This window comes from Paraburkholderia fungorum, from assembly GCF_046027215.1.
Lineage (GTDB): Bacteria > Pseudomonadota > Gammaproteobacteria > Burkholderiales > Burkholderiaceae > Paraburkholderia > Paraburkholderia fungorum_D.
On the sequence record NZ_JAQQEN010000001.1, the window covers coordinates 2,276,051 to 2,300,267 of the forward strand.

Annotated in this window: 21 protein-coding genes; all 21 read right to left on the minus strand. The window is 63.7% G+C overall.

Annotated features, from left to right (window positions below; all coding sequences use genetic code 11):
* Window positions 1–10: 10 nt before the first annotated feature.
* The 21 genes from PQR27_RS10040 to PQR27_RS10140 all read right to left on the minus strand — a co-directional run bounded on the left by PQR27_RS10040 (window position 11) and on the right by PQR27_RS10140 (window position 24,208).
* The gene (locus PQR27_RS10040; RefSeq protein WP_408523508.1) at window positions 11–562 is read right to left on the minus strand and encodes a phage baseplate assembly protein V; all 552 of its coding nucleotides are present in this window, start codon (window positions 560–562) and stop codon (window positions 11–13) included.
* Entirely contained in the window at window positions 559–1,701 is a 1,143-nt protein-coding gene (locus PQR27_RS10045; RefSeq protein ID WP_408523509.1) for a contractile injection system protein, VgrG/Pvc8 family, read from the minus strand. Before PQR27_RS10045 ends, PQR27_RS10040 begins: the two co-directional genes overlap by 4 nt.
* Window positions 1,694–2,062: a LysM peptidoglycan-binding domain-containing protein gene (locus tag PQR27_RS10050; RefSeq protein ID WP_408523510.1), complete on the minus strand. Its 369-nt coding sequence runs from the start codon at window positions 2,060–2,062 to the stop codon at window positions 1,694–1,696. The genes PQR27_RS10045 and PQR27_RS10050 overlap by 8 nt, the downstream gene beginning before the upstream one ends.
* Window positions 2,059–2,724 carry a hypothetical protein gene (locus PQR27_RS10055; protein ID WP_408523511.1) on the minus strand — a complete coding sequence of 222 codons (666 nt, stop codon included), beginning with the start codon at window positions 2,722–2,724 and terminating at the stop codon, window positions 2,059–2,061. The genes PQR27_RS10050 and PQR27_RS10055 overlap by 4 nt, the downstream gene beginning before the upstream one ends.
* A 30-nt stretch (window positions 2,725–2,754) precedes the next feature.
* The gene (locus PQR27_RS10060; protein WP_408523512.1) at window positions 2,755–3,009 is read right to left on the minus strand and encodes a hypothetical protein; all 255 of its coding nucleotides are present in this window, start codon (window positions 3,007–3,009) and stop codon (window positions 2,755–2,757) included.
* Window positions 3,006–4,931 (minus strand): ATP-binding protein, encoded by a 1,926-nt coding sequence (locus PQR27_RS10065; RefSeq protein WP_408523513.1) that lies wholly within the window; start codon window positions 4,929–4,931, stop codon window positions 3,006–3,008. The genes PQR27_RS10060 and PQR27_RS10065 overlap by 4 nt, the downstream gene beginning before the upstream one ends.
* The gene (locus PQR27_RS10070; protein WP_408523514.1) at window positions 4,928–6,178 is read right to left on the minus strand and encodes a Pvc16 family protein; all 1,251 of its coding nucleotides are present in this window, start codon (window positions 6,176–6,178) and stop codon (window positions 4,928–4,930) included. The genes PQR27_RS10065 and PQR27_RS10070 overlap by 4 nt, the downstream gene beginning before the upstream one ends.
* A complete protein-coding gene (locus PQR27_RS10075) occupies window positions 6,175–6,903 on the minus strand; it encodes a hypothetical protein (protein ID WP_408523515.1) in 729 nt (242 codons plus the stop codon). Before PQR27_RS10075 ends, PQR27_RS10070 begins: the two co-directional genes overlap by 4 nt.
* Window positions 6,900–7,613: a hypothetical protein gene (locus PQR27_RS10080; protein ID WP_408523516.1), complete on the minus strand. Its 714-nt coding sequence runs from the start codon at window positions 7,611–7,613 to the stop codon at window positions 6,900–6,902. The genes PQR27_RS10075 and PQR27_RS10080 overlap by 4 nt, the downstream gene beginning before the upstream one ends.
* A complete protein-coding gene (locus PQR27_RS10085) occupies window positions 7,614–8,141 on the minus strand; it encodes a phage tail protein (RefSeq protein WP_408523517.1) in 528 nt (175 codons plus the stop codon). It abuts the gene before it with no gap.
* 11 nt (window positions 8,142–8,152) lie between these two features.
* The gene (locus PQR27_RS10090) at window positions 8,153–10,804 is read right to left on the minus strand and encodes an Ig-like domain-containing protein (protein ID WP_408523518.1); all 2,652 of its coding nucleotides are present in this window, start codon (window positions 10,802–10,804) and stop codon (window positions 8,153–8,155) included.
* A 1,067-nt stretch (window positions 10,805–11,871) separates the two neighbouring features.
* Window positions 11,872–13,584, minus strand: a complete 1,713-nt coding sequence (locus tag PQR27_RS10095; RefSeq protein ID WP_408523519.1) for a hypothetical protein — start codon at window positions 13,582–13,584, stop codon at window positions 11,872–11,874.
* 3 nt (window positions 13,585–13,587) lie between these two features.
* Window positions 13,588–13,926, minus strand: a complete 339-nt coding sequence (locus PQR27_RS10100) for a hypothetical protein (RefSeq protein ID WP_408523520.1) — start codon at window positions 13,924–13,926, stop codon at window positions 13,588–13,590.
* A 12-nt stretch (window positions 13,927–13,938) separates the two neighbouring features.
* Entirely contained in the window at window positions 13,939–15,366 is a 1,428-nt protein-coding gene (locus PQR27_RS10105) for a Dyp-type peroxidase (RefSeq protein WP_408523521.1), read from the minus strand.
* A 19-nt stretch (window positions 15,367–15,385) separates the two neighbouring features.
* Window positions 15,386–16,144, minus strand: a complete 759-nt coding sequence (locus PQR27_RS10110; RefSeq protein WP_408523522.1) for a hypothetical protein — start codon at window positions 16,142–16,144, stop codon at window positions 15,386–15,388.
* Window positions 16,145–16,159: 15 nt separating this feature from the next.
* Window positions 16,160–16,696, minus strand: coding sequence for a hypothetical protein (locus PQR27_RS10115; protein WP_408523523.1), 537 nt, complete (start codon window positions 16,694–16,696; stop codon window positions 16,160–16,162).
* Window positions 16,697–16,723: 27 nt separating this feature from the next.
* Window positions 16,724–17,656, minus strand: coding sequence for a hypothetical protein (locus PQR27_RS10120; protein WP_408523524.1), 933 nt, complete (start codon window positions 17,654–17,656; stop codon window positions 16,724–16,726).
* 48 nt (window positions 17,657–17,704) lie between these two features.
* Window positions 17,705–19,219 carry a phosphorylase family protein gene (locus PQR27_RS10125; RefSeq protein ID WP_408523525.1) on the minus strand — a complete coding sequence of 505 codons (1,515 nt, stop codon included), beginning with the start codon at window positions 19,217–19,219 and terminating at the stop codon, window positions 17,705–17,707.
* Between the two features lie 287 nt (window positions 19,220–19,506).
* On the minus strand, window positions 19,507–21,078 hold the full coding sequence (locus tag PQR27_RS10130; RefSeq protein ID WP_408523526.1) for a Dyp-type peroxidase: 1,572 nt from the start codon (window positions 21,076–21,078) through the stop codon (window positions 19,507–19,509).
* Window positions 21,079–21,122: 44 nt separating this feature from the next.
* Window positions 21,123–22,496 (minus strand): DUF8225 domain-containing protein, encoded by a 1,374-nt coding sequence (locus tag PQR27_RS10135; RefSeq protein ID WP_408523527.1) that lies wholly within the window; start codon window positions 22,494–22,496, stop codon window positions 21,123–21,125.
* Between the two features lie 83 nt (window positions 22,497–22,579).
* Window positions 22,580–24,208 (minus strand): ferritin-like domain-containing protein, encoded by a 1,629-nt coding sequence (locus PQR27_RS10140; RefSeq protein WP_408523528.1) that lies wholly within the window; start codon window positions 24,206–24,208, stop codon window positions 22,580–22,582.
* Between the last annotated feature and the right edge of the window lie 9 nt (window positions 24,209–24,217).

Sequence of the window (24,217 nt, forward strand, 5' to 3'; positions counted from 1 at the left end):
TGTGCGATCCTCACAGGACGGTCAGGCCGCTCAGATTGACATCGACGATGTTGGCGACAAGCGTGATGCTCGCGCCTTTGCCGTTGTCGATATAGATCCCGCTGTCGTTGACCACGATCATCGCGCCGCCCGCGCTCTTCAGCACGATGCCGCCGGAGATCGGCGTGGGCGGCGCGTCGCTGACCAGCAGCGTGTTCTGGCCGGTCGTTTGCAGCACGAAATTCTGGCCGGGCGGTATCGCCGGAGGTGCGACGGCCAGCACTGGAACCTCCGCATCGGGACCCCAGAAGCCGCCCGTCCAGATCGGGTAATCAGGGTCGCCCTGCTCGAATTCGACCCATACCCGCGAGCCGATCGGCGGCACCGCGAACAGACCCGACTGGATGCCGGCCACCGGCACGCAGGGCAGCGCCCAGCTGGACGGCGTGAGCCCCAGCACGTCTGCGACGCTGAGGAGCACGCGGCCGCGTTGCTCCGGATCGACGTTGACCAGCACCGTGCCGCGGTATTTACCGAAATAGCGGTTGGGGCTGCTTCCCGGCTTCGACGTTTGAGTGCTCATGGCGCGACCCTTGGCATTGTGGAAACCAGACCGTTGCGGCTCAGCTTGAAGTCCTGCTTGTACTCGCCGCGCTTGATGCGGTGCGTGACGCTTTTCACGTAATAGAGACCGTCGAACGCGAGTCCCGCGCCACGCACGCCGACCAGCTGGCGCGCCTTCAGTACACCGCCGTAGCGCGTCACGTCGAGACTGCCTTCGCCCGTCACCGCGTCGGCCCATTGCGCCGCGCTGGCGAGTCCGATCATCAGCGCCTGCGGGATCGGCCGTTTGGAGAGGTCGTCGCGCACCGGCTGCAGGTCACCCGGAAGATTCGTCGGCAGCGGCGGGATCGCGCCGAGCGGCGGATTCAGCGGCGTGATCGGCGGCAGCGGAATCGGAAACGAGAAGCCGGTATCCTCGTTGTTAATGAATACGGTCGGGATTTTGTTCTGCTGCTGGTCGAACGCGAATTGCAGGCTTTCGACATTGGTGTACGCATCCATGTCGACGCTCAACGCCGGCTGCACCGGCCCGACCTTGATCTGCGGTCCCCAGTACGCCTTGCTGACGCCGGGCGCAGGGCCGGGGTCGAGATAGAACACGTAGCCGACCTGGTCCGCAAGCGCGCGGATGTAATCGAGGTCGGTGCCTTGCTGACTCGGAATCTGCTCGATCGGTAGCGGCTCGTCGATCATGATGCTGGGCACGACGAGCGGCACCACGCCGAACATTGCGTACTTGGCAAGCAGCAGTGCGACACGCGCTTCGGCGGGGCATGCCGGAAATGGGAACCCGCTCCAGTTGGTCTGATTCATCAGCGCCGTCAGGTCCTCGCCGATCAGCGTGAGCGTCGAATTGGAACCTTTGTCGCCGGGCTTGATGTGATTGTTCGTGATGACCCCGTCGATCAGCACGTTCGCGACGCCATTGACGGTCGCAACCAGCACCACGCGCATGAACAGGACCGGCGAGCCGCCCGTCAACAGGAACAGCAGTTGCAGCGGCGACTGCTTGTCGATGCTGAAGTTCAGCTGAAAGCCGCTCGTGCCGACATCGGTGACGGTGACCTGCACGTCGGCGAGCGCGTCGAGCACCGGACGCGGCGGCGTGAGGGGCAATAGCGGGCCGATCAGCAACGTCAGTTGCACGCTCTTAAGCATGGGGCACTCCCGGCACGCCCTGCGGCGTCGTGATGTTCAGTACGCTGCCCGGCGTGGCGACGAGTTCGTTGGGCTGGATCGCACCGTTCGCGTCGCACAGTAGCCAGAACAGCAGCGGGTCGCCGAGATAGCGCGCGGCCAGAAGGTCGAGACGGTCGCCTCGCACGACTGTATGCGTCGCTACGCTCGAAAAATTCGGCGCATAGGGCTGCGGCACGAAACGGCGCGCGAGGTAGCTGACGCTTTGGCCGTCGGGCAGCGTGCAGGTCAGCGTTGCCGAACCGTAGTAGCGGCTATCGGGCGCGAACGTGACCGGCGGAATCACGCCAAGTGCGAGCAGGGTGTCCAGCGGGGATTTCATGGCAGACCTCCTAGTCCGAGCACCGAGATCGCAGCGGATGTCGCTTTCGACGCAAGTTGCTCCTTGTTGCCGAGATACGTCATGAACATGCGGCCGCCGGGATGCGCGAAGCCGAGGTCGTCGACGCTCAGGACGCGCAGCCCGAGACTGACTTTCGCGCGCACCGGATTGAGCGACGGGTCGAACGCTTCCTCGGTGATCGAGAAATCGGTGAGCCGCACCGGCACGACGCGGCTCATGCTCCACACGAACAGCGTGAGCGGCTGTTCGAGCGGGATGATTTCGAGCATGCCTGCTTCGGCCATCGCGTCGTCGGCTGTGAGCGTTTCCACGGTCGGATTGACCAGCATTTCCAGTTGCGCGAGCTGCGGCTGCAAGCCGTACTTCGCAGTGTCGGGAAACTGCTTCGGAAATTCGAGCTGATCGGTCGCGTCAAGCTGCGCTTCGAGCTTGATCGTTTCGACAGCGGGGCCGCGCAGCCGCAGAACGTCGACGCGCACGCCGTCCTGGCCGCCCGGCATCGCCTGGATTTGCAGGGTGCGGCTGAGCGAGTCGGGGTTGTACTGCAGCGCGATCACGCTTCGAACCACCGACGTGTCGGGGTCCATCAATACGAGGCCGCCTTTGACGAGGCGCGGAGAATTGGGGAAACCGGTCGGCATTGCAACCTCAGTCGCGAAAGTGTGCGTCGCTCATGACTTCACCTGCTTGCCGAGCGCGCGCGCCACGCGCTGGCCCAACTGCCTGCCGCCGGCCACTCCCGGCTCGTACCGCATGCCGAGCCGAACCACCGACCCCGCGCGGCACGGTCCCCCTGCGCCGCGCCGCGCGGGGTCGGCCAGCACCCGTGCCAGTTCCGTACGCAGCGCTTGCGTCAGCGCCTCGCGCTCCGCCGGCGTAAAGCCCGCCAGCACCAGACGGTCGATTGTCAATGTGATGCGGCTCATGCCCACCCCCGTACTTCAGCGTCGGCGAGCGGCCGTTCGAGCTTCTGCGCTTCGAGCCGCGCGGCCTCCAGCAGATGCTCCATGCCCACCGGCTGGTTCGCCGCGGCGGCGAGAAACGCCGCGTTCAACGCGATGTTGCGGATATTGCCGCCCGCGACGTTCAGTTGCGACAGGCGTTCTGGCAGCAGGCTGCGGGTCGGCGTGTCATGCGGAAAGACGCGGCGCCAGATGGCCTCGCGCTGGCTCATGTCGGGAAACGGAAAATCGACGACAAACCGCAAGCGCCGCTGGAACGCCTTGTCCATCGACGTTTTCAGATTCGTGGTCAGTATCGAGAGCCCGCAATAGGCTTCTATCCGTTGCAGCAGATAGCTGACCTCGATGTTCGCGTAACGGTCGTGACTGTCCTTCACGTCGCCGCGCTTGCCGAACAGGGCGTCGGCCTCGTCGAACAGCAGCAGCACGCCGCCTTCCTCGGCAGCATTGAACACTTTGGCGAGGTTCTTTTCAGTCTCGCCGATGTATTTGCTGACGACCGCCGAGAGGTCGATGCGGTACAGGTCGAGCTTCAGTTGCTGCGCGAGCACCTCCGCGGCGAGGGTCTTGCCGGTGCCGCTCGGCCCCGCGAACAGCGCGTTGATGCCGAGCCCACGCGCGCTCTGCGCGGCGAATCCCCACGTTTCGTAGACCTTCAGCCGATCGCGTACCTGATCGGCCAACTGGTGCAGCAGGCGGATTTGCGGCTCGGGCAGCACGAGATCGTTCCAGTCGGCGGCGGGCACGATGCGTTGCGCGAGGTCTTCGAGCCGCGGGCGCGCGAGCGACCGGCATGCATTCCACAGGTCGTCCGCGACGGCGGGCGCCACGGCTGCCGTCAGCAACGAACTCGTCGTGTAGATCGAGCGCGAGCTGAGGTGGAATTGTTCGGATAACGTATCGAGCATGCCGTCCAGTTTCGACGCCGCCGGTCCAAGAGCCTGTTTCCAGAGGCGCTTTTGTTCGGCCGGCGGCGGCCGGTCGATATCGAACCGCGCCGACGCGCGGTTCAGCGACAGCGGCTCGCGGCCTGCGAGCAGCAACGGCGCCGGCAGGCGTTCCGCGAGATGACGGACCGCAGGCGTCGGAATCTCGTCCGCATAGCGCAACAGCAGCGCGCCGGGCAACAGCAGCGCCTCGCGCTCCCACAGCAGCGCCAGTTGATTCAGCTCCGGGCCAGCCTGCGGCAGATCGTCGACGCGCAGCGCGAAAAGCGGCCAACCGTGCGCGTCGGCGATCAAGGCGGCGACGTCTTCCTGGCCATGCCTGTCGTCTCCGCAGAGTTGCAGCACCGGCGCGGCGGCGCTTGCAACCGCGAGCAGCCGCGCCGCGCGGCCGGCCAGATCGCGATGCGCGTCGGCCACGAGTTCGGGCAGTGGGCACGCGTCGAGATAGCCATGAAGCCGGACGTCGAGCGCATTGACGCCAACTAGATAGTGCAGGATGCGCTCGTCGATGCGCAGCGGCGCGCAGGTCAGACCTTGGCCGGTTTCCACGTCGACGAGCCGGAAGCGCCGCAGCGGTCGCGACGGCGCGAGCGCGCTCCAGTGCGGTTCCGGCAATGCGGCGACTGCAAGACCGAACGTCACGTAGGTGCGCAGCGCATGGCCTTGCGCTTCGCCGGCCAGCGCCGCAAGGCCGGAATCCATCTCGACACCGGCGCACAGCAGCAGCAGGCTGCGTTCAAACGGACTGAGCCCGAACAGCGCCGCAAGCTGTTCGAGCGCGGGCGGCGGGTACAGTGCTATGCTGACCGTCTGCTCCGAATCGGCAACCTGCCGGTCGGCAGACTTGCCAGCCAGCAGGTCTTTGAGCCGTGCGAATTCGGTTCCGAGCCAGGCCTGATTGGCGGCGGTCCACACGTCCGTCGACGCGGTGTCGCTCATACCTGCACCCATGGTCCGTCGAAGACGGGGTTGCCGCCCTGCAAGACTATCGACACTGGACTTTCCACGCCGTCCACCCGCAGACGCGCCAGATAGCGAGCTGCAGGAAGTCGCGGGAACTTGAAGCTCGGCGTCGCGGTGGGGTCGGCATTGGCGGGATCGGGAGCCTGGCGCGGTACCGCGTTGCCATTCAGCAGCAGCATGGCGCTCTGGTTCGAACGGATTTGCGGTTTGCAGGCAATGGTCACAGTCGTATTGGCGCCGTTTGCGGCGACGATGGGCGCGGGCGCGTCGAGGATCTTCGGCGCAAGCGCGAACGGCACGTTCCGGGAGCTTTGCGTGATCAGTTGCGTGGTGCTGTCTTTGACGAGCAACGACAGTTCGTACGCCCCCGCCGGCAAGTCGGCGGGAAGGTCGGGGACCTTGAACGTCACGTGGTCATCTGCCACCGCGGTCGGCGCGAACGGCGCGAAGTCGATGTTAATGCGCGCATTCGACAGCTTGACGAAACTCGTCGCACCGAGGGACTGGCCGGCGATCGTGACTTCGTCGCCGGGTGCCGCACCCGCCTGGCCGCTCGTCGCCAGCACCGTGAATATCTGCATCGCCAGCGCCGGCACCGCGGTCACGCCGCGTGTCAGGACTGGCAACGCGGACTGGGTCGGCAACTGCCGCTCGATCAGCACCACCGAGATCTGCAACGGAAAGGTCGGCCGATAGTCTGCCTTGAGCGCGGTCCAGAGCCACGCCATTTCTTCGCGGCCCAATGTGGACGGCGTGATCCTGAGCATTTCGATCTGATCGGCGAGACCGCTCGCCGCCAGTTTGCCGGCGATCTGCGTACTGTTTTCCAGCGCCGCGCGAATCTGGGCGCGCGGCAGAACAGGTGTTTCGTGGATGAACTGGACTGCGTAGCCCAGCAGCGCCTCGGCGAGACAATCCGCGGAAGCGTAGACGGTCAGCAGATAGTGCAGGTCGAGCGCCAGCGGCGGGCTGGTCAGGCGCGTGACGCCGTCCGACGCGAGCGACGGCAGACCGACATTGCGCCACGCGGCGTTCGGCGTGACCTGATGCAGGAACAGGTTGACGCGCGAATGGCCGTCATCGGCGGCATTGATGGTGCTCTGAACGATGTCCGGCGCGGTCGCGGTGACATCCACCGTGCCGAGGCCGGACGCCGTATAGAGGTTGTGCAGACAGGATTTGAACGCTGCCGTGACGGCCGCGATACCCAGCGCGGTGCTCACGAACGTTCCCCGTCGCGGCGTTTCAGATAGTCGTCGAGCGACGGCGCCTTGTGGCGGGACGCGGGCGCGGCTGGCCGCGCTGGAGCGGCCGCGACCGCCGTCACTTCGATGCGGCCGATATGAATCCGGACTTCGTCCGCCTCGCGCGCCGCGGGTAGGGCGAGCGAGGCCTGCGCGCGCGCTGCTCGCACGACAGCGGCCAGCGTGCCGGCATGCTGCTGTTCCGTACCGAACGAGGCAGGGCGCGCATATTCGCCGTCGAGCAACGGGGCATACGCATCGTTCGTGGGTGTAGCACGTGTGGGCGCGGGCGTCGGGTCGTTGTCCGGGTCGGCGCGGGGCGCCGACGGCATCCAGTCGGCGGCCGCCGTGGCGGGCTTCGAAGCGTCCAGCGGATGGAGGTCGGTGACGAATGCGCCGTGCGGGTTGCGTTGCGCCGGTGGCGTATCCGCGGCGGCCGGTGTCGAACGAGGTATCGTTGCATCGGCAACCTGATCCGCTTGCTCGCCGGTCGCACTGCGTAGCGGTCGGAACAGCGTTGGCAACACCTGCGGCGTCGTATCGATTGGGGGGCGCGGCGCAGGTTGGCTGAGGTCGTCGCGCGTTTCGTCGAATTCCGGCAGGGCCGCCGGCTCGGCCGGCGCGAAGACCGACCCCTGGGTCGGCCGGATCGCCTGGGAGGATTGCGACGCGGCGCGCACGATGCGTTGAAGGTAGCCGCTCATGACCGGACCATCTTCAGGTAGAACGCACGACGGTTTTCATCGAGCGACAAAATGGCCGCCTCGCTCCAGCCGTACGCGCGTGCGAGCGCGTGGATCGCCCATAACAGGCGCTTCGCGCGTGCTTCGATTTGGGTCCAGAGAAACGCGGCGATGTCGAAGGTCTCGTGCCAATCGGCACCGCATGCTGGGCAGTGGAGGGCGAGCTGCGTTTCGGCAAGCGGGTCGGCTTGCGCCATGCGGTCGCCGATTTCGTCGAGTTCCGCATCCGACCATGCAGCGGATGCGGCCGGCTCGACACAGCATCGGTCGAGCAGTTGGCGCGCAGCATCGAGCGAGTCGGCTGCATCGGCCACGTGGGCGAGATCGCGGCTCGTCGGCAAGCGGAACGTGCGCGCGCCCACGGCGATTTCGGTTGGCGCGCCGCCGCGCCAGTCGCGGCCGGCCTGCGCGAGCGCACGGCCGTCGAGGGTGAACTCGAGTTTTTCGTGGCAATCCTCGCAGGCGAGCCACCCTTGCAGTTGCGTGCCGAAACACGCGCAATGCAGCTCGATGAGCGCGTGATTGCGCCGGCCGAGCGGCCAGTCGGCGAGCGTCTCGCCGGCTGTCTGCGCAAGCGCGGCGTGGAGCGTCAGCAGCGCCCGGTCGAGCGGATGGCGCCGCGCACCGCGCTCCCACAGAACGAGGATCTCGGAGTCCGTCAGGGGCTGCATTCAGGTCGCCACGCTGCTCAAGGTCGTCTCCTTCGGTTCGACGACGCTCATGTCGCGTTGCCAGCCCTCGTTTTCCAGCTTGATGTGGACGATCGCAATCGCGTTGGCATTCGCATCGAGGTCGGGCATTGCCTGGTATTCGGAGACCCAGCAGCGATAGATGTTGTACGCGATGACGAGCTGTCCCGCTTCGTTGTAAAGCTCCAGATAGATGTCCTTGCGAAAGTGAGCGAGCGACATTTCCGCGCCGAGACCCGCGCCGTAGTTGTGCACGAGACCGGCCCAGTTGTGAAAATTCAGGTCCTGCGTCAGGCCGGCTTCGGCCGTGATCGCGTCGAACTTGTTGCGGCCCGGCGACTTGTGCGAGGTCGACGGATCGCCGCCCTCGCGGAATTCGACCACCTCCGTGGTGCGTTTGAGCGCGCCCACCTTGCTGACGCCGGCGACATAGGCGCCGTCCCACTTCAGGCGGAACTTGAAGTTCTTGTACGGGTCGAGGCGGGTCGGATTGACGGGGAAAATGGCCATGGGACTGCTCCTCAGGATTGCAGTTGACCAGCCATCTGCTGGATCCGGATCACGACAAACTCGGCGGGGTAAAGCGGCGCGAAGCCGACGAGGATATTCACGACGCCGAGATCGATGGACGCTTGCGGGTTGCTCTCCGCATCGCATTTGACGAAATACGCCTGCTGCGGCGTGCTGCCCTGAAAGGCGCCCTGGCGAAACAGGCCTTGCATGAAGACGCCGACGTTCATGCGGATCTGCGACCACAGTGGTTCGTCGTTGGGTTCGAACACGACCCATTGCGTGCCGTCGAACAGGCTCGACTCGATAAAGAGCGCGAGGCGCCGGATCGGCACGTACTTCCATTCCGAACCGACTTCGTCGTTGCCGTCCAGCGTACGCGCACCCCACACGACGTTGCCGTACAGTCGCAGTTGCCGTAGGCAATTGACGGCCTGCTGATTAAGCGTGCCGTTCTCGAGATCGGTCAGATTGAATTGCAGGCCTTGCGTATTGCTGAGGCTGGCATCGAGGCCGGCAGGCGCTTTCCATACGCCGCGCGATGCGTCGGTGGCGGCGTATAGACCCGCCACGAAGCCGCACGGCGGATAATGAGTGGGCCGGCCGCCCATCAGCGGGTCGGGCGCGAGCACCCATGGGAAGTAATACGCGGCGTAGGTCGGCTGGCCGCCGGCGAGCGCGGCGGGCGCGCCTTGAGTCGTGCCGACCGGCCCCGAACTCATGATGCTGCTGATCGTGACGTTCTGCGGACAGTCGACGATGTAGAACGCACGCTTTTGCTTGCAGTAGGTCTGCAGCGCGGTGATGGTGGCGACATCGGTTTCACCCGGCACGCACAGCAGATTGAAAATGTCGGCCCGGTCGAGCAGCTCGACGCCAAATGTCGCGTTGGTGCCCTGGCCGATACCCAGCGCCGTTTCGAAGTTGCCGTCGGTGGCGGGCACGAGCGGTGTGCCGTCGAGGCCGCCGACGAGCGGCACCGCAGCCGCGGTTGTGGACGGCGTGCCATTAGGCGCCGCGGGTTTCGCGTTCGGCGTGGCGGGGTTCACGAACGTCACGTAATTCGAATCGTTGTCGATTACGTTGACGGCGTAATGGCCGAGCGGGTCGAGCGGATTGGTCGACAGGTTCGGGAAGTATTCGAGCGTATTGCCCTTGGCGTCCTGAATCGTGACACTGAAGCGATCCGCAGCCGCGCGCGACGCGCCGACGGCGACTTGCAGGCCATTGCCCCAGATGCCGGGGCTGTTCGCATACAGCGTCAGCGCGCCGGGATTGGTCTGTGCGCCGCCAGTGACGAGGCCGCTCGCGCTGACGTTGGCGATGCCGGGCGCGCCACTCTGCCATTGAACACTGCCGGTAAGGTCCTGGGTGGTCCCGCCGGGGTAGTTGCCGGTTACGCTCAGCTGCAACGTCTTGTTGACGCCCACGGTCGGGTTCGCGGGGCTCACGCTGATCGATGTCGGCAAAGCAGCGCTGACGGTAAGCTGCACCTTGGCGACGACCGCTCCGACGGTCGCCGTGATTTGCGCCGTACCGGCGCTGACCGCGGTCGCGAGCCCGGTTTTGCCCACCGTTGCGATGGGCACATTGACCGAGGCCCAGCCCGCGACCTGGGTCAGGTCGAACGTCACACCGCCCGCGTAGGTGCCGATGACCGACAGCTGCACGCTTGCGCCTTGCGGCACTGTCGGCGCGGACGGGGTGATCGCAAGGCTGGTCGGGACCGCCGGCAGAACCGTCACGTTGGCCTCGGCGGGATTCGCCGCGCCGAGCGCGGCGGTGATTTTCGCTGTTCCGTCGGCTGTGACGATGCTTGCCAACCCACCGGCAAGCGGGATGGTGACGTTCGGATCCGAAGAGGTCCACTTCACAGCGCCGGTCAGGTCGAAGCTGCTGTTGTCGGCGTAGGTGCCGGTCGCCGTAAACTGCCGTTGCGTGCCGGCCACCGCCGTGACGGCAGCAGGCGTCACGTTGATCGATTTCAGCGCTGGATCGTTGACCGTCAGCACGATCGGCGCCGACGTCACTGCGCCGATCTTCGCCGTAATGTTCGCTGTCCCATCGGCATTGCCCGCAGTGGCCAGACCCGTAAGACTGAGCCCGACGACCGCATTGTCGGAATTCCACTTTATGTTGGCGTCGCTGGTCAGGTCCTGGGTGCTGCCGTCCGAATAGCTGCCGACCGCGGTCAATTGCTGCGTGAGCGTTTGCGGCATCGTCGGGCTGGGCGCGCTCACCTGGATCGAGGCCAGCGTCGGCGCGCTTGCCGCGACGGTGGTCTGGGCGGACACGCCGTGAAAGGTCGCCGTGACCACGGTTGTCGCGTTGCCGATTCCGCTCGAACTCGCGGTCGCACAGGCTGCGGGCTGGGTTCCCGGCGCGGCGGCAAGGTTCGCCTGCCATGCGAGACGCACGATATACGCCTGCTGGCCGCCGTTGCCGAAAAACTGGTTGACGACATGGCCGAGGCGCGACTGGGCATTGAGGCCGCCGTACCGGTTCTGAAACTCCGGCCAGCTTTGCACGAGAATCGCTTCGTCGGTCGGCCCTTGAGGTGCCCAACCGACAAAGGCGGCAATTGAGGTGGCGACGCCGGTGATGGGGCGTACGCCGCTGGAAATTTCCTCAATATAGACGCCGGGATAGGAGAGTTGGGCCACTGTTTTGTCATCCTAAATGTATATTGGGAGGATCACAGGATCCGATTTCCGTATGGCCGTGAGTTTGGCCTGCCACGCGTCTGGCCCTGTATGCCTTGCGAGGAGGGAATCCAGCAAGAGGAAGCTGCGAGGTGGCGCTCAGGACATAGGCGACGGCACCCTGAAACAGGACGTGATTACGCTGTGCGCACGATCGACGTCGACTGTCCATGAGCGGAATCGGCGAGCACGCAACAACGGTCGACGCGTCCTGGCAAGCTTCGTCGTGCCTAACGGGGAGGGGCGAGTGTGTTGGCGGGCCGTTCGCGATCGGGCGCTATGAACGAACGAACGCTAACGAACCACCTTGATGATTGAATTGATTCGGCATGCAGATAGACAGGCTGGCCGCAAGGACCGATTAGGACGATTGCCATGATCTGCGTCTCCAATGAGAGCGCCAGAAAGACTTCGAGTCGTTGTGCGTGGCAATCGACTGTTACTTCGAGAGGAGAAAAAAGAACCAAACCTTAGTCATGCATACGGCCTGATCCTTCAGGAATCGCAGCTGTCTAAAAGGTTTTGACTCTTTCTGGTGCCACCCGAATCTCTATCGTTAGTCTGCCACTGCTTTACTTTAGACGGATATTCGATCATGTCAATGTTCTCTTTTTAAACGCGATATCGATCTTCCGGCCATCGACCAACTTGGAAAGGTCGTGGGTCGATCGCACAAGCAGGCCGTGTTATACGGCCAATTCTCCAACTTGGCTCGGCATGAATGTGCTCACAACGACTCGCCGTATTGATACAACGTCGTCACAATCGCCGTAGTCCATGGCAACGATAAAGACTGTGTCGTGTTGTCACAAAAACTGTCGTACGCGCCGATTTATTTTTTCAGTCGGCGCGCCTTTCATTTTTTCTTGCGTGGAACATTCCCTTCATAAGTGCGGATTGGCGCGTTGCCCTAACCGTTCACATTCCTCGATCTTGATACGAGGTGCTGATTAATTTTTTTGACGAATTTGTCGTCTTCTTTCAGGCATGGTGTCGCACCCCGTCGGAGCATGGTCAGGCCAGCGATGTCATTTGTGGCCGGGATTTTCGGGTGGCTGACCAAGACATTGTCGCGCGACGCGCTGCAGAAATTGCGCGGGCAGGGGAGGGTCTGTCGGCTTTGGAAGCTTGTCATACGGACAGCCGGCGGGAAATTGCCAGTGGCTATTGACACAGAACGAGCACGGTCCGGCATTGCGAGCTAAATAGCCCTTTTCCGTCGCCGCGCCCTGCGTCCAATTGAGTTCGCCTGCGCTATACATCTCTTCCAGGATGGCCTCTACCGCCGCGTTAGCGTCGTAAAAATGTTCTTGCAGGGTGGCTAAAGCGACGGGCGGGTTCGTGGCGAGGTCGGCCTCGACCGCGTCGGCGGTGGCTGGGTCCTTGATCTGGAATGCCACGAGGCCAGGCGTGGACGATGACGCCTGCGGCCGAATATCGGTCTGCAGGAAGCGCGCCGCGTCAGGAAACTGCGCTCCGAAGGTGGCCCAGTCCTGTTGGCTGAAACGGTATTGCGGCAGGAAGTACTCACCGTAAGAGAAGTGCGGTGTCACCACCACGCGAGTGGAGAGACGATAGGCCTGCCCATCTACCATCGTCTCGACATTGAGCCGCACGGGACTGTGGGGATGTGTGGTCGCGCGCAACAGGTCGAACGACGGATCGATCGATCCGTCGGGCGGGGCGATAGGCGCAGCGAACAAGTGCGCGAACGCATTGTGGAACATCTCGAAAGCGTCGTGGCTGACGATGATCAGCAGGGCCGGCTGAGTTTGGATGAGTTGCTTCAGCGCCCAGCCGTTGCGGCTCACGCAGTTGGCGACGATCTCGCTCTGGGCCCGCGCGCCGCCCAGCCAGGCCGGGCCCCAATGCGGTGAGGCGCACCCCACCATGTCCAACTGACAGACATCCTCGCCCACGGCCAGGGCGGCGCCGGCGTGCCCATGGCGCTGCAGGAACGCCGAGAAGTCGGCGAGGATCGGGGTCATGCGAGCGTAGTAGCCGACGGTGTTGGCGAAAACCTCGGTCGCCTGCCCGCTCGGGAGTGCGATCGGCGCGGCCAGAATGTTGCCGGCGGCAAATGCGGCGCCTTTGTCGATCACCACCATCATCGGTGGCGCGCCGAGATGACCGTAGAGGGGAATGGTGGTCACCGCCGTATCCCCGTCATAGATCACGCCGATCGTGTAATTGGGGGAATCGCTGGTGCGGATGATGGATTGCAGCGTTCCTGGTCTGGGGGCTCGCAAGGCTTGGGCCTCGACCAGAAACTGCCTGGCGAACTCGAACCCGAGGCTTTCCTGAAATAGCGAACGGTAGCGATAGTAGAAGGCGTACTTCGTATAGGAATCCACGCCCTGGCTATCGGCGAAACTCGGATAGCACCAGGCGGTGGACGCCTTACCGCCGCCGAAGGCGGTCAGGTTCGGGTTGATACCGATAGTCATGATCGGCGCCTTGCGACAGCCATCGGCGACCTCGGCGTCGGGAAAGCCGGCGGGGCGGGTGACGCACGCAGTCCAGGCGAACGGCTTGCCCGACGCGTCCGGCGGTTCGGCCGTGACCGGCGGATAGGCGGCGAAGTCCCAGGTCGAATAGGGACCATAGGGCTGGTCTGCGGGATCCGCCGGCCAGAAGAAGCCACAGGTCCCGCATGGCCGCACTCCGAAGACCAGTTCGACCTCCAGCGGGTCTGCGCCATCGGGGCCGGGCGACGCCTTGCGCGGAGGATCGTAGGCCATGATCTACTCCAGGACGGCGAAGCTGAAGTCGCCGTTGCGCACCGTGGTATAGGTTCGCGTTCCCACCGGGTTATAGAGCACCACCACGAACCCATCGGGCGTCTGGTCGCCCCAGTTGGCGGTCAGCAAAGGGGCGTCGGCCGTGCGCCGCGCGGTCAGTAGCACCGAATAGGGGCCTGTGATCGCCGTATTGAAAGTGATCTGCACCTGGCCGACCGGCACGCTAGTCGGGATGATTGGCGCCACGCTCCAGTTGCCGGTGCCGGTCACGGCCTGATAGATGCCGTCCACGTAAGCCACCGTGCCGCAGTGCGTGATGTTCGCGCCTGCATTGTTGCTCATCGTCTCGGTCTCCTATTCGAATAAGCAATCGCCCGGATAGGCGTGTTGCGGCGGGGGAACGAAGTAATAGGCGCCGAGGAGCGGCGTCGCGACGGAACCCGCCGGATTGAACAGCCCATCGACGCTGCGGCGGAAGTCCGGATTGAATAGCCAGATGTTGTTGATGAATTCAAAGCCTGCTTGTTGAATGTTGTTCTGGTAGCAGATGAAATGCAGGCCCCATTCGATCTCGCCGGTAGCCGGATCGAGGTCGCCATAGGGGATGGACCTTCGGCGGATCCGGATGTCCTGGGTGTCGAAGACGTTGCCGAACCCGACCGGCACCGGCGGGAACGGACCTGAAAATGGTGCGGTTCGTCCGCCGCGAGCTTTCAGTGCGTGACTTTCGTTGAAGCCGCGGTTGATCTCCGTGTGATCCGGCTCGTGGTGAAGCGGGCACCTCGAAGCCCGGTCGATCACCAGGCCGCTGTCGCGATCGCGGCCGATCGCGTGCAGGCGCGCCTCGTCGCCCTTGAAGCTATGGCCCCAGAAGTCCGCTACCTCGAAGTCATCGCCGAACCATAGTTTCAGGTTGAGGGCGTATTTACGGTAGACCATGTAGGTGCCGCCATCGAAGCGCATGTCGTCGCAGTTCTGCGTCAGGCCCCCCGGGTGATTTGGATCGGCGCGCAGGTCCACTGGATACCCCGGATAGGCCGGCGCCGGGGTTGGCAGATAGATCAAGCGGCGATAGGCTTCGGGGTTGTCGGTCATCAACTGCTGGAGGTTGCTGACGCCGTCGATGAAGCCGATATGAGCCCGGCCGTCGCCGCGGGTGAAGCCGCGCTCCAGCGAGACGATCTGATAGCCGAATGGCTTGACGAACCGATCGCGCAGAGCGTCCCACAGGTCGATAACCGCGAACTGATTCCTGGCGTCGACCTGAAGAATGAGATCGCTCTCACCCTGCGATAGCCATGACTGGTAAGTCTGCGTCACTTGCGCGTCGGTAGGCGGCGCGCCAGGGCTCTGAGCGGTCAGCCTCTGGCTGACACAGTCCCGGTCGCCATTGGCGGCCATGGTGCGCAGATATAAGGGCGTCGGCCGGTCGCTGATGCCGAACCGGCTGGGGATGCGAGCCTTGAACACGCCGCCCGGTGGGAAATTCTGCACAGCCTCTTCCTGTCCGCGTGCCTCCAGCGGTCCCAGAAAGAATCTCAGGCCAAACGCCGTGACCAGGCTGAGTTTCAAATCCCCCACCACCGTGCGGGGTAGTCTTTCTCCGTCGCTACCGCGCCTGAAGCCTAAAGTGCGCTTTGGATCCAGTTTCTCAGCCTGCACCGCCGCCACGGCTTGCAGCGAAGCGATCATGGTGGCGCGGTCGTCGAAGGGCGCGTTCAGGCGGGCGATCAGACTGAAGTCCCCGCAGTTGTCGTCGATGCCGGCTCGAAAATTAGGCATGGGTCCCTCCGCAGGTGGTTCAGGCCAGTCGATCAAACTGGGTGTTGAGCGCTTCACCGCCGGCCACCTGGAGGCCCGGCCAGGCGCTGTCGAGCCCCGTCGGCACCGCTATCGGGGCGTAGGGCTCGAACATCACCTGGCTGGCGGTCTGGACCAGATCGCCGATGCGCGAGGTCTGCGCCGCCGTAGCATCAGGCCAATGCTCCCAGAACAGCAGATAGTCGCGGGCCACGACCATGATCGCCGCCTCCAACCCCTGGGGACGGTTCTGGCTCACCGATTGGCAGAAGGCCTGGGCGCCATTGAGGAAGAGATCCGGATCGGTTGCGGGGCGCCGCGCCCCAACGAACACCTGGGCGAAGCCGGACTGCCAGTCGACCGGCTCAGCAAACAGGCAGGCGGGTGCTTCGCGCGTCAGGCTGCCGGCGAATGCCGTGGGAAAGCCGCTCAGACTCCCGCCCGGCGCCAGGTTGAAGACCGCTGAGTGGAGCAGGCTGTAGGCCCGCCCACCGGCGGCCAGGGCCGCGTTCGTATAGTCCTGTTGCGTTCGGTAGAAGACCAGGGCGATTTCGTCCGGCAGACCGTCCGGGCGCACCGGCGGCAGGACGGCCGGCAGATAGGCTGCCAGATGGAACAGCCGCTGCATCTGAACCGTTACCGGGACAAAGATTGTCCCCAGGTCGAGATAGAACTGGGCAGCCGCTAAGGAGGGCAGGCGAAAGCCGCGCCAGACGCGCACTGAGTCGGCGGAGGGGGGGGAGTAGGGGGGCGGGCTCATGGTTTTCGATCCATTTCAGCTTGGCAGCGCGCCTGGCGGCACCTCATTGGGGCCCGGCCAATAGATTTGCGCCAGCAGATAGCCGCTCTGGCCGATCCAGCCGCAGGGTGCGTGCTGGCTGCCGCTGACGAAGTTCCAGCCCGCGCCGGGGGCGAGCAGAAGCATTTGGCCCGGGGCAGTCGTCTGGCCCAAGCTCACCACGCCGGGGTGCTGCGTCTGGAAGCTGTCGAACGTCTGGCCCCAGGGGAGCAGATCGTCGATGTTCTGGTCAGGCGCCAGGAGCTCGCCATAGGTTCCGTCCAGGCAGATCTGGATCTCGCCCTTCGTGTGCAGATGCAACGGAAACTGGACCAGGTCACCTGGGCTTCCGACTGCGAACAGCACGGCCGATTTGGCCAGTGTGGCCTTGTCGACGCTCAGGATGATCATGTCGTTGTGCGGTCCGAGGACCACGTCCTGCAGATCGGCGCGGTGGTTGGCGACGTACTCGCGGTAGATCGCAGCACGGCCCTGGACGTCCAACTGAGCTACCGGAGTCTGAATGTGAAACATGTCTGCCTCCTCCTTGCTGGTGCGAAGTCAGTAAAACAGCGCGTAGCTTTGGTTGTTGATGGCGTAGATGACGATCTGGGTCAGGCCGGTGGTCGCCGGCAACTGGGCCTCGTTATCCCAGCCCTGGCAGTTGGGCCAGATGTTGTAGAACTGGATCGGCTGACCGGACTGGTAAACCAGGAAGCCCGGCGCACCGCCGGTCAGGGTGAACGGCCTGACAATCTCAAGGCTGGCGGCATTCGGAAGCGCGTTTTGGGCGAAGGTGAGCACCTCGCTCGAGCGCGTGTTCGGATCCAGGTTGAGGTGGTCGATATTCACGTTGAGCCTGGCGGTGTTGGTCTTAAGGAAGAAGTTCTCGCCGCCCAAGGTGAAGAAGGCGAACCGCGTCCAGCCCTTCGCCCAGCTCCACGCCCAGACATTGTCGACTTCGATCGGGGCTGGATCGGCGTTGCTTCCAACGATCACCAGTGAGAATAGATTGACGCCGCCATTCACGGAGTCGTAGGACACGAGATATTGCTTGCTCAAATAGGTGACTGGGTACGCTTCGGTCCATCCGGGCGTCACCGCCGGGGGGCGCGTGCGCGAATAATCGGTCGGCCTGGAGAGCGTCAGATCATCTTTCAAGGCGACGAAGCGGAGAACCCCCTTTACGGCTCCATAGCCCAGCAGATAGGTTACCCCGCCGAGCACGAAGGCGCGCAACAGGTCCACCGGCGTCGCCAGATCCACCGCGGCGCCTGCGGAAATCACGAAGGGCGCGGTCGCATTCAGTGTCCAGAACGACAGCACGCCGGCCGGCGTGGAGCCGATCAACAGCGCGCCACCCTTCCAGGGCGTAGAGACGAGCTGGTTGAGGCCGGTGGGCAATTCGCCTGCCGCCTGGGTCCAAACCTGCGCAACGTCCATCGTGCCGCGGTGGGGGGCCTGGGAGATCGAATAGATCGTCGGATCAGCCATCGTCTGTCCCTTCTCGTGATCAAATCTCTGCAGCCCCGATGATTGCGTTCAGCTCGCGAGGAATTCGGACCTTGCCACAATGTCTCCGCGGTCGAACAGGTAGCTGCCCCGGAAGGCCAGCGTGCCTTCAACGGCCACATGAGCCAAAACCAGGCAGTGCGTACGAGCCGCCTCGTCCTCATAGGTCAGCGAGTTAAGGTCGGTGAGCGCACGCGTTGGGTCGACGTTCATGGACGCCAGGTGCGCGTTCAGGCTTGCCACGGCCTCGGGCGCGTCGGTCGCCGCGATCGACGCGCTGACGAACCCCCTGGAGGCCGCGATCTGCAACAGGCGCGCGGCGGGATCAAGCTGCAACGCCCTTTGTTTGGCCAGTTGCACGCCCTGCGTCGCTATCGCCGCCGGCGCGACAGCGGCCATGGCGACAGCGGCTGGCGGAACCGCCGGCCGGGGATAGGTCTGGCAGATATAGGCCCAGCTGGCGAGCACACTCGCCGCCGTGGTGTAGCCGCCATAGTGCTTGTATATATTGCCCGCCCAGGTGTCTTGCGCCTGCGGCGTCATGTCTCCAGGCACCTGAGGGTCGGAGGCGTTGCGGATCGCAGCCCACTTCGGCGGGTTCTGGATCTGGGAGATCGCCAGGCCGAGAGAGACGTCCCCCATCTCGCAGGCATTGCCTAGCGCCTGCAGGCCGTTGGTGTCGGTGGTGTTGTCGAAGCCAAAGAAATCCGTGGTGACAATGGTCGGCGTGGGGATGCTGGACCCGTGTGTGAAAAACGCCGGCAATTTGTCCGGATGGAATGGCAGGTTGGCCTGCGCCACCTTCTGGGCATTAGGCGTAAGCAGTCCTGAGGTGAGCAAGGCGGTGAGGTTTGCCGGCGGCGGACTGGTGGGGTAGGGCGCGCCCGGAAACTGTGCCGGCTGGAACTGCTTCTTGCACAGAATCGCCACGTGGTCGGCGATTACCACATCGCCCAGAAGTACGTTCGCCCCCACGGCCCCGCCGGTGCCAGTGGTGATGATCAACTGGCAGCCGGTCTCGCGGATCACCTGTTTCCAGAAATCGACGATGGGCAGTGCGGGCCCATCGTAGTCCATGTGCAGGCCGCTCTTCAGGCACAGGACTTTGCGGCCCGAGAGCTGGATCGGGTAATACAGTCCCAGCGAGTGATAGTAGCGCGCCGTCATCGTGCTGTTGTCGTTGAACGGCGCCTTGACGCCGGTGACCTCGGGGATGAAGGCTGCGACGTTTGACTTGTATTCATACCACTCACGCGTCGTCATGCCGGGTGTCATCAGCGCGGCGACGGTCGAGGCTTCGGCCGAGGTCCATGTGACGATAACCACGTCAACCTTGGGCAGCGGCGCAGATGGATCGGGTGGCGAGGACGGGGTGTCGAGGGTAGGCGCGTAGCCCACGGGCCAAACGACCGGGGCGGCTACACCGCTGTCAGCGACGAACGCCGCCATTTCTGTAGCAGTGGAGAAGAAGCTCGGATCAGGGTGCGCCGGGTCGAAGAACATTCGTGTCCGCTCGGCATCAACAAGAGGCTTGGTTTCGGCCACGATGAATTCCTCTTAACGTCCTCCAACGATTAGGTCCGGTCTCCGTCTCGCATCGGATCTGGCTCTTCTCGGAGTGCGAAGCAGTACATGTGCTCGAATTTGATGCTGCGTAATGTGTCTGTATTGAACGCGAAAAAATGCGATGTGCTTCTTGAACTGGCGCATTGAGTTTCGCCGCTGAATTCACACTAGGAGTACATCTGACTGATGTCAAGGACCGGATGGGACGGTGTAAAAGGTGGTTGTCTTCTTTAAAAGGCTTGGGTCAGTACATGAACCGGGCAACGCTATGTCGCTCCTGCAATTCCGCCGAGTACCGTCCTGAGTGCGTGTATTGAAGGAACGAAGAAGTACCCGCCGCCAGACGCGGTAACGAACTGGCCGGTTGCTTCGACTTTCGCTTGCCGAAACCCATCGCCGAACAGCAGGCACCGTCTAACGCCATCTGCGGTGGCCGCATTCTGTCCCACGATCATGTCATGGCCGCCAGGAGATTTCGGCCGGGTGTCGTCGTTGATCCAGCGCGCTTGCAGGAACTCGAACTGATCTTCAATCGAACTCTGAATGCTCAGGAACAGAAGTCCGCGCTCCGGATCACCAGGCTGGGCAATCGCGTAGCGATCTTCGAGCGATGGCCCGAACGCGACGCCAACGCGAAGAATTCGCCGATCATAAGTGGCGCTGCGGGCTCCCATGTCAGAGGGCGCGTCGCGGGTGTTGACCTTCCTGATATGTGCAGCCAGCGGACAGGTGGCGCCAATCGGGTCAGCCTTGGCCTGCGCGAAATTGTCCTGATGTCCGATGACTTTCAAGGCTGGCGTATCGGAGTCAAACCGGAAATGGTTATTGGCGAACTGGTCACGGCCCAGACGCTTGTCGTCGCCGCCAGGTGTGCGTTCAACGGGTGCGCCGCTTGGCCACCGTCCGACGAGCCGGGAGGCCAGCGCAACGTCATCCATCGTGGCGAAACCAGGGCGTTGTGACAGTCGCTCTGCCTCGTCGCGCATTGTCCGCCAAAACAGGCCGACGTCCTGCAGCAATCGTCGATACACCAGGAATGAGCCGTTGCGCGTCCACGAGGGTGCGGGCTCGAGTACGGGGCCGGGTATAAGCGGATCCGGCCCGGACTTCGGATATCCAATCACGAACTCGCCTGGCCACACGAGATCCTGTCCCGGGTAGCCAAACAGCGCCGCCGCCGGGAATTGCGAATCGTGGACATGGCGGTCGGTAATCAGGTCTCTCCGATCGTTGGAGGCTCGTCCGCGAATCCCCGGCTGCGACACACCGTCGTTGAAGCCGAAATGCTCATGCCCCGCCTCGCCCCTGACGTCGTCCCGGACGTGTCCAACCTGACACTCCACCGTGGCGCCGATCTTGTGAAACTGGTCTTTCAGTTTGGCTGCAGACATCGCCACGCTATCCGGGTCGTCGCCCGCGACTATTAGCAGTATGTCGAGTTCTTTACCGGGACCACCAACGCTCCAATTCTGGGGATGACCTGGTTTGGAAGGATCGGTCGGATCGCCCAACAACGCAGAGCGACGAACCAGGCCATTTTGAAACGCGATGCCCGGAATATCTGCGGCGCCAGGAGTGAGATCGAAAAGACCCTGGAAGCCGAATCCTATTGCTACCAACGGCGGCCATTCGCGCGGCGTTGCGCCAGGTTTCGCGTCCTGCCGGTGTCCGCGCCGATCCGTCAACGTTCGGGCAGCCGTTGAGATGTCCGCAGCCAGTTCGCTCAACAACTGCCTCAGTCGAACGATGTCGGCTCGTTCACGGGCATAGCGGATTCCCAGCAGCACCTGGTGCGGTTTGAAAAAGCCCGGCACGCAGATACCCTGGATATCGTCCATGTCCAGCACGGGTTCGATCGGCCCGTGGCGATCCTCTGCTGTGCTCATCTCATCCCTCTCGATATCCGGGTTGCGCCGGCAGCCTTCGTCGAGTCGAGGCGAGACTCAAGTTCTCCGGCCTCGTAGACGAAAGCCGGCACCGTCCCGGCGGGCACGCCACTCCGGCCTGCAGAGAACAACTCGCGAGCGTTGGCAGGGTCAATTAATCCCACGGTGGACAATGGCAGGCTCGGGTTGTTCACGGAGCCCAAAGCCGCTGCGGCGCCGACCAGCTTGACGGTGATGCATTCGGCAATCTGGCCGCCGTGGACGATGGGTTCGCCCGCGATCCGGATATCCGAGACATCGAACTCACCGCCGGGAACCTCGACGACGAGACGTTCGATGAATCTGGCCTGGCCGCGAACCACTTTGACGCACGCCTCGGGTGCGATTGCGCCGGACACTTCCCAGCCGGTCAGGTCGATATGGTCCATATACAGGCCGACCGGATTGACCAGCGTGACCATCGCGCCTTGCCGGGCGAGTGCGTTCACGGTCGCCGCTATCGTGGGGTCGCTGTTGCGGTTCGGGCCACCGATCGCAGCCCCGGCAATCAGGGCGTCCGGATCCACGACCGGGTTTCCTTTCGCGTCGCAATAGCGCTGCGTCGCGTCTGCCCCGAGCCCGATCTCCGCCGTGAGTGCATTGGGCGGGGCGGAGAGATGCACGATGCCGTGCGTGGTGTTCCACTTATTGTGCGGGTTGTAGTCGCCAGGCCGCAGGTGGCCAAAGGGTGACCTCAGCGGTGCCTGCACCTGCAGATCCTCCAGTTTGACTTCGGGACTGACGAGCCGGCGATAAAGCTCGAGCAAGAGGTCTTTGTTGCCGGGGAAGTCGACGGCCGATCCGTCCATCGTCCCGCCGTACAGGGCAAACCAATATTCGGGTGGCTCCGAGGTGAAGGTCACGCGTGTGATCGCGCCGGACCGCCAATCGCGATCCACGTGCCATTCGCAGTATTCGACCGTGGGGCGGTAGAAAATCGTGTCAGGATATCTGACGCCAGGCGATCCCGCACCGGTGTGCGCCGGAACGTCCGGTACGTAACGCCAGTCAAGGTCGTAGGCGGACATGGGCCAAAGCCGGTCCGCCTCGATGAGCGCGCGAGCCCGACCGAAACGCCGCAGCAATTCCTTCGGAAAGGCATTCCAGACCACAGACTGCTCCACCGTGGCCCCTGGATCGACGAGGTGTGCCGAATAGAACTGTGTTTGATACGCGTCATCCCCGGCGATACCCTTCAGTTTCCCGTTTTCAGTCTGGATGCTCGACTCGAACGATTCGAGGACGAACCGGTGCCATGCGTCTCTCTGGCCAGGGATCGCGTCGAAATCGGCCATCCAGGCCGGCGGATCGTATACCTGCAGAAGAGCCATTACTGTTTCCCCAGTCTGGTCGACGTTGTGAATTCACAAAGGCACGGACGCTATACCCGCGACGATCGGACGGGTGTCGAACGTTAAAAGAAGGGCACGCCGATACCGAGCTTCGCAAGCCGCTCACTTTCGGCATCGAAGGCCATCATGGCCTGGCGGCCTGCGAGAATTGCGCCCGCGTCCTCCATGTCGCCATGGCGGTAAGCGACCGCGAGATTGTTAAGGATGTCCTGATAGAGTGCCAGCGCGTGAGCGGCGCTGGCACGGCTTCCTGGTTCCACCGGACGTAGCCAGGGCGCAGGGTCGCCCTTTGCCGGAGACCACGGCTTGAGCACGACAGATATCTCGCGAAACCGGTTGAAGTGATCCATCCCGTCGGCCACGATCTGCCGGGCCAACTGAAGCATCGGCTCAGGGTAGTCGTGGCGCAGCGTGGCGACCACCCGGGCATACTGGCCATCGAGCATGCCGCTTGGCCGCTCGACAGCAATGAAATCGTCGAGTACTTCCTGAATGAGGGGGCGCAACGCCCGGTCGCGTTCTCCCTTCTCTACCGGCACCTTGGGCCAGGGTGTCAGCGCGGGTGGGTAGGGAGGCACCCGGCCCATCTGGCCGAGTGTCCACAGCAACTGGTTCGCCCATCGCAAATGCCGCATCTCGCTTACTGCAATACCTAGCAACTCGTGGCGCACGAACAGGAGATCGGTATCGGCTGGAGTGGTGCCTGTGACCGCTCGCAGCGAGTAGTAAGCGTAGAGGTACTCGAGCATCACCACGTGCTCCAGGCCACAGAGCCTCACGAGCTCTTTTGCCAGCTCTGTCGCGCTGGCAAAAGGTTCGGCCGCCGGCTCAATTGCGGGGACATAGACGCCCGGGTTTTCGCGCCCCTCGATGACGAAGGCAAGCGACGTCCACTCTGAATTGATCTGATAGTGCCGGAGCCGGTAGAGGTCGTTCGTCGCGGCCGACGTGCTTGCCGCCACCCGGCTTTCCCGGTCGGCGCGCAGCCAGTCGAGTGGGCGCACCGCCAGATCAGGGTCACCCACGGCCGGAGTGTTCGCGCTCAGGGCGTCGTCTGCACCGAGTGCGATATCCGGATGGTTCGAGGCCCAGTAGTCGCAGGCGCAGTCGCGGAAGTCGTGCATCCACGGTGAGCACAGACTTTGCGTGAGCTCGCCAGGCAGGTAGGCTGTGGAAATGACACCATCATCCGCGCCGACAAAACTCCGCCGGTAATGGGTCAGTGTCAACGTCGCCGGCATGCTCGCGGCAGCAGGCGTTCCGGGTGCAGTGTGCGGCTTGCGTACCTGTGTCAACACGATCGTCGTCTTGCCGGGTGCCAGGCTTCGCACGATTCGCCAGAATAGCGCGGGGTCGGGCTGGTCAGGAGCAGGTATGGAGGCCAATGCCTGCAGGTCGAGACGGCGATCGCCTTGTGAGATTGAACTCATTCGCCATTCGCCGGTGCCCAATTTATCGAATGCGCTGCGTACGGCGGCAGTGAGCTCTGTTGCGTCCTCGTGTGTGGTGTCCGCGAGTGCCGGATCCGCGCCATCGACTGCGGCGAGCACGGGCGGTCTCACGCCAAAATCGAACACGAGCCCTGGGAAGAAGCGTCGGTCGAGGTTGCGGTGGTCGAACTCGAGTCCCGGGAAGCAATTTCCAACACCGCTTTCCAGGCGGGTCGTCGCGGGATTGCCGGCAATGCTCACGGCCGCGCG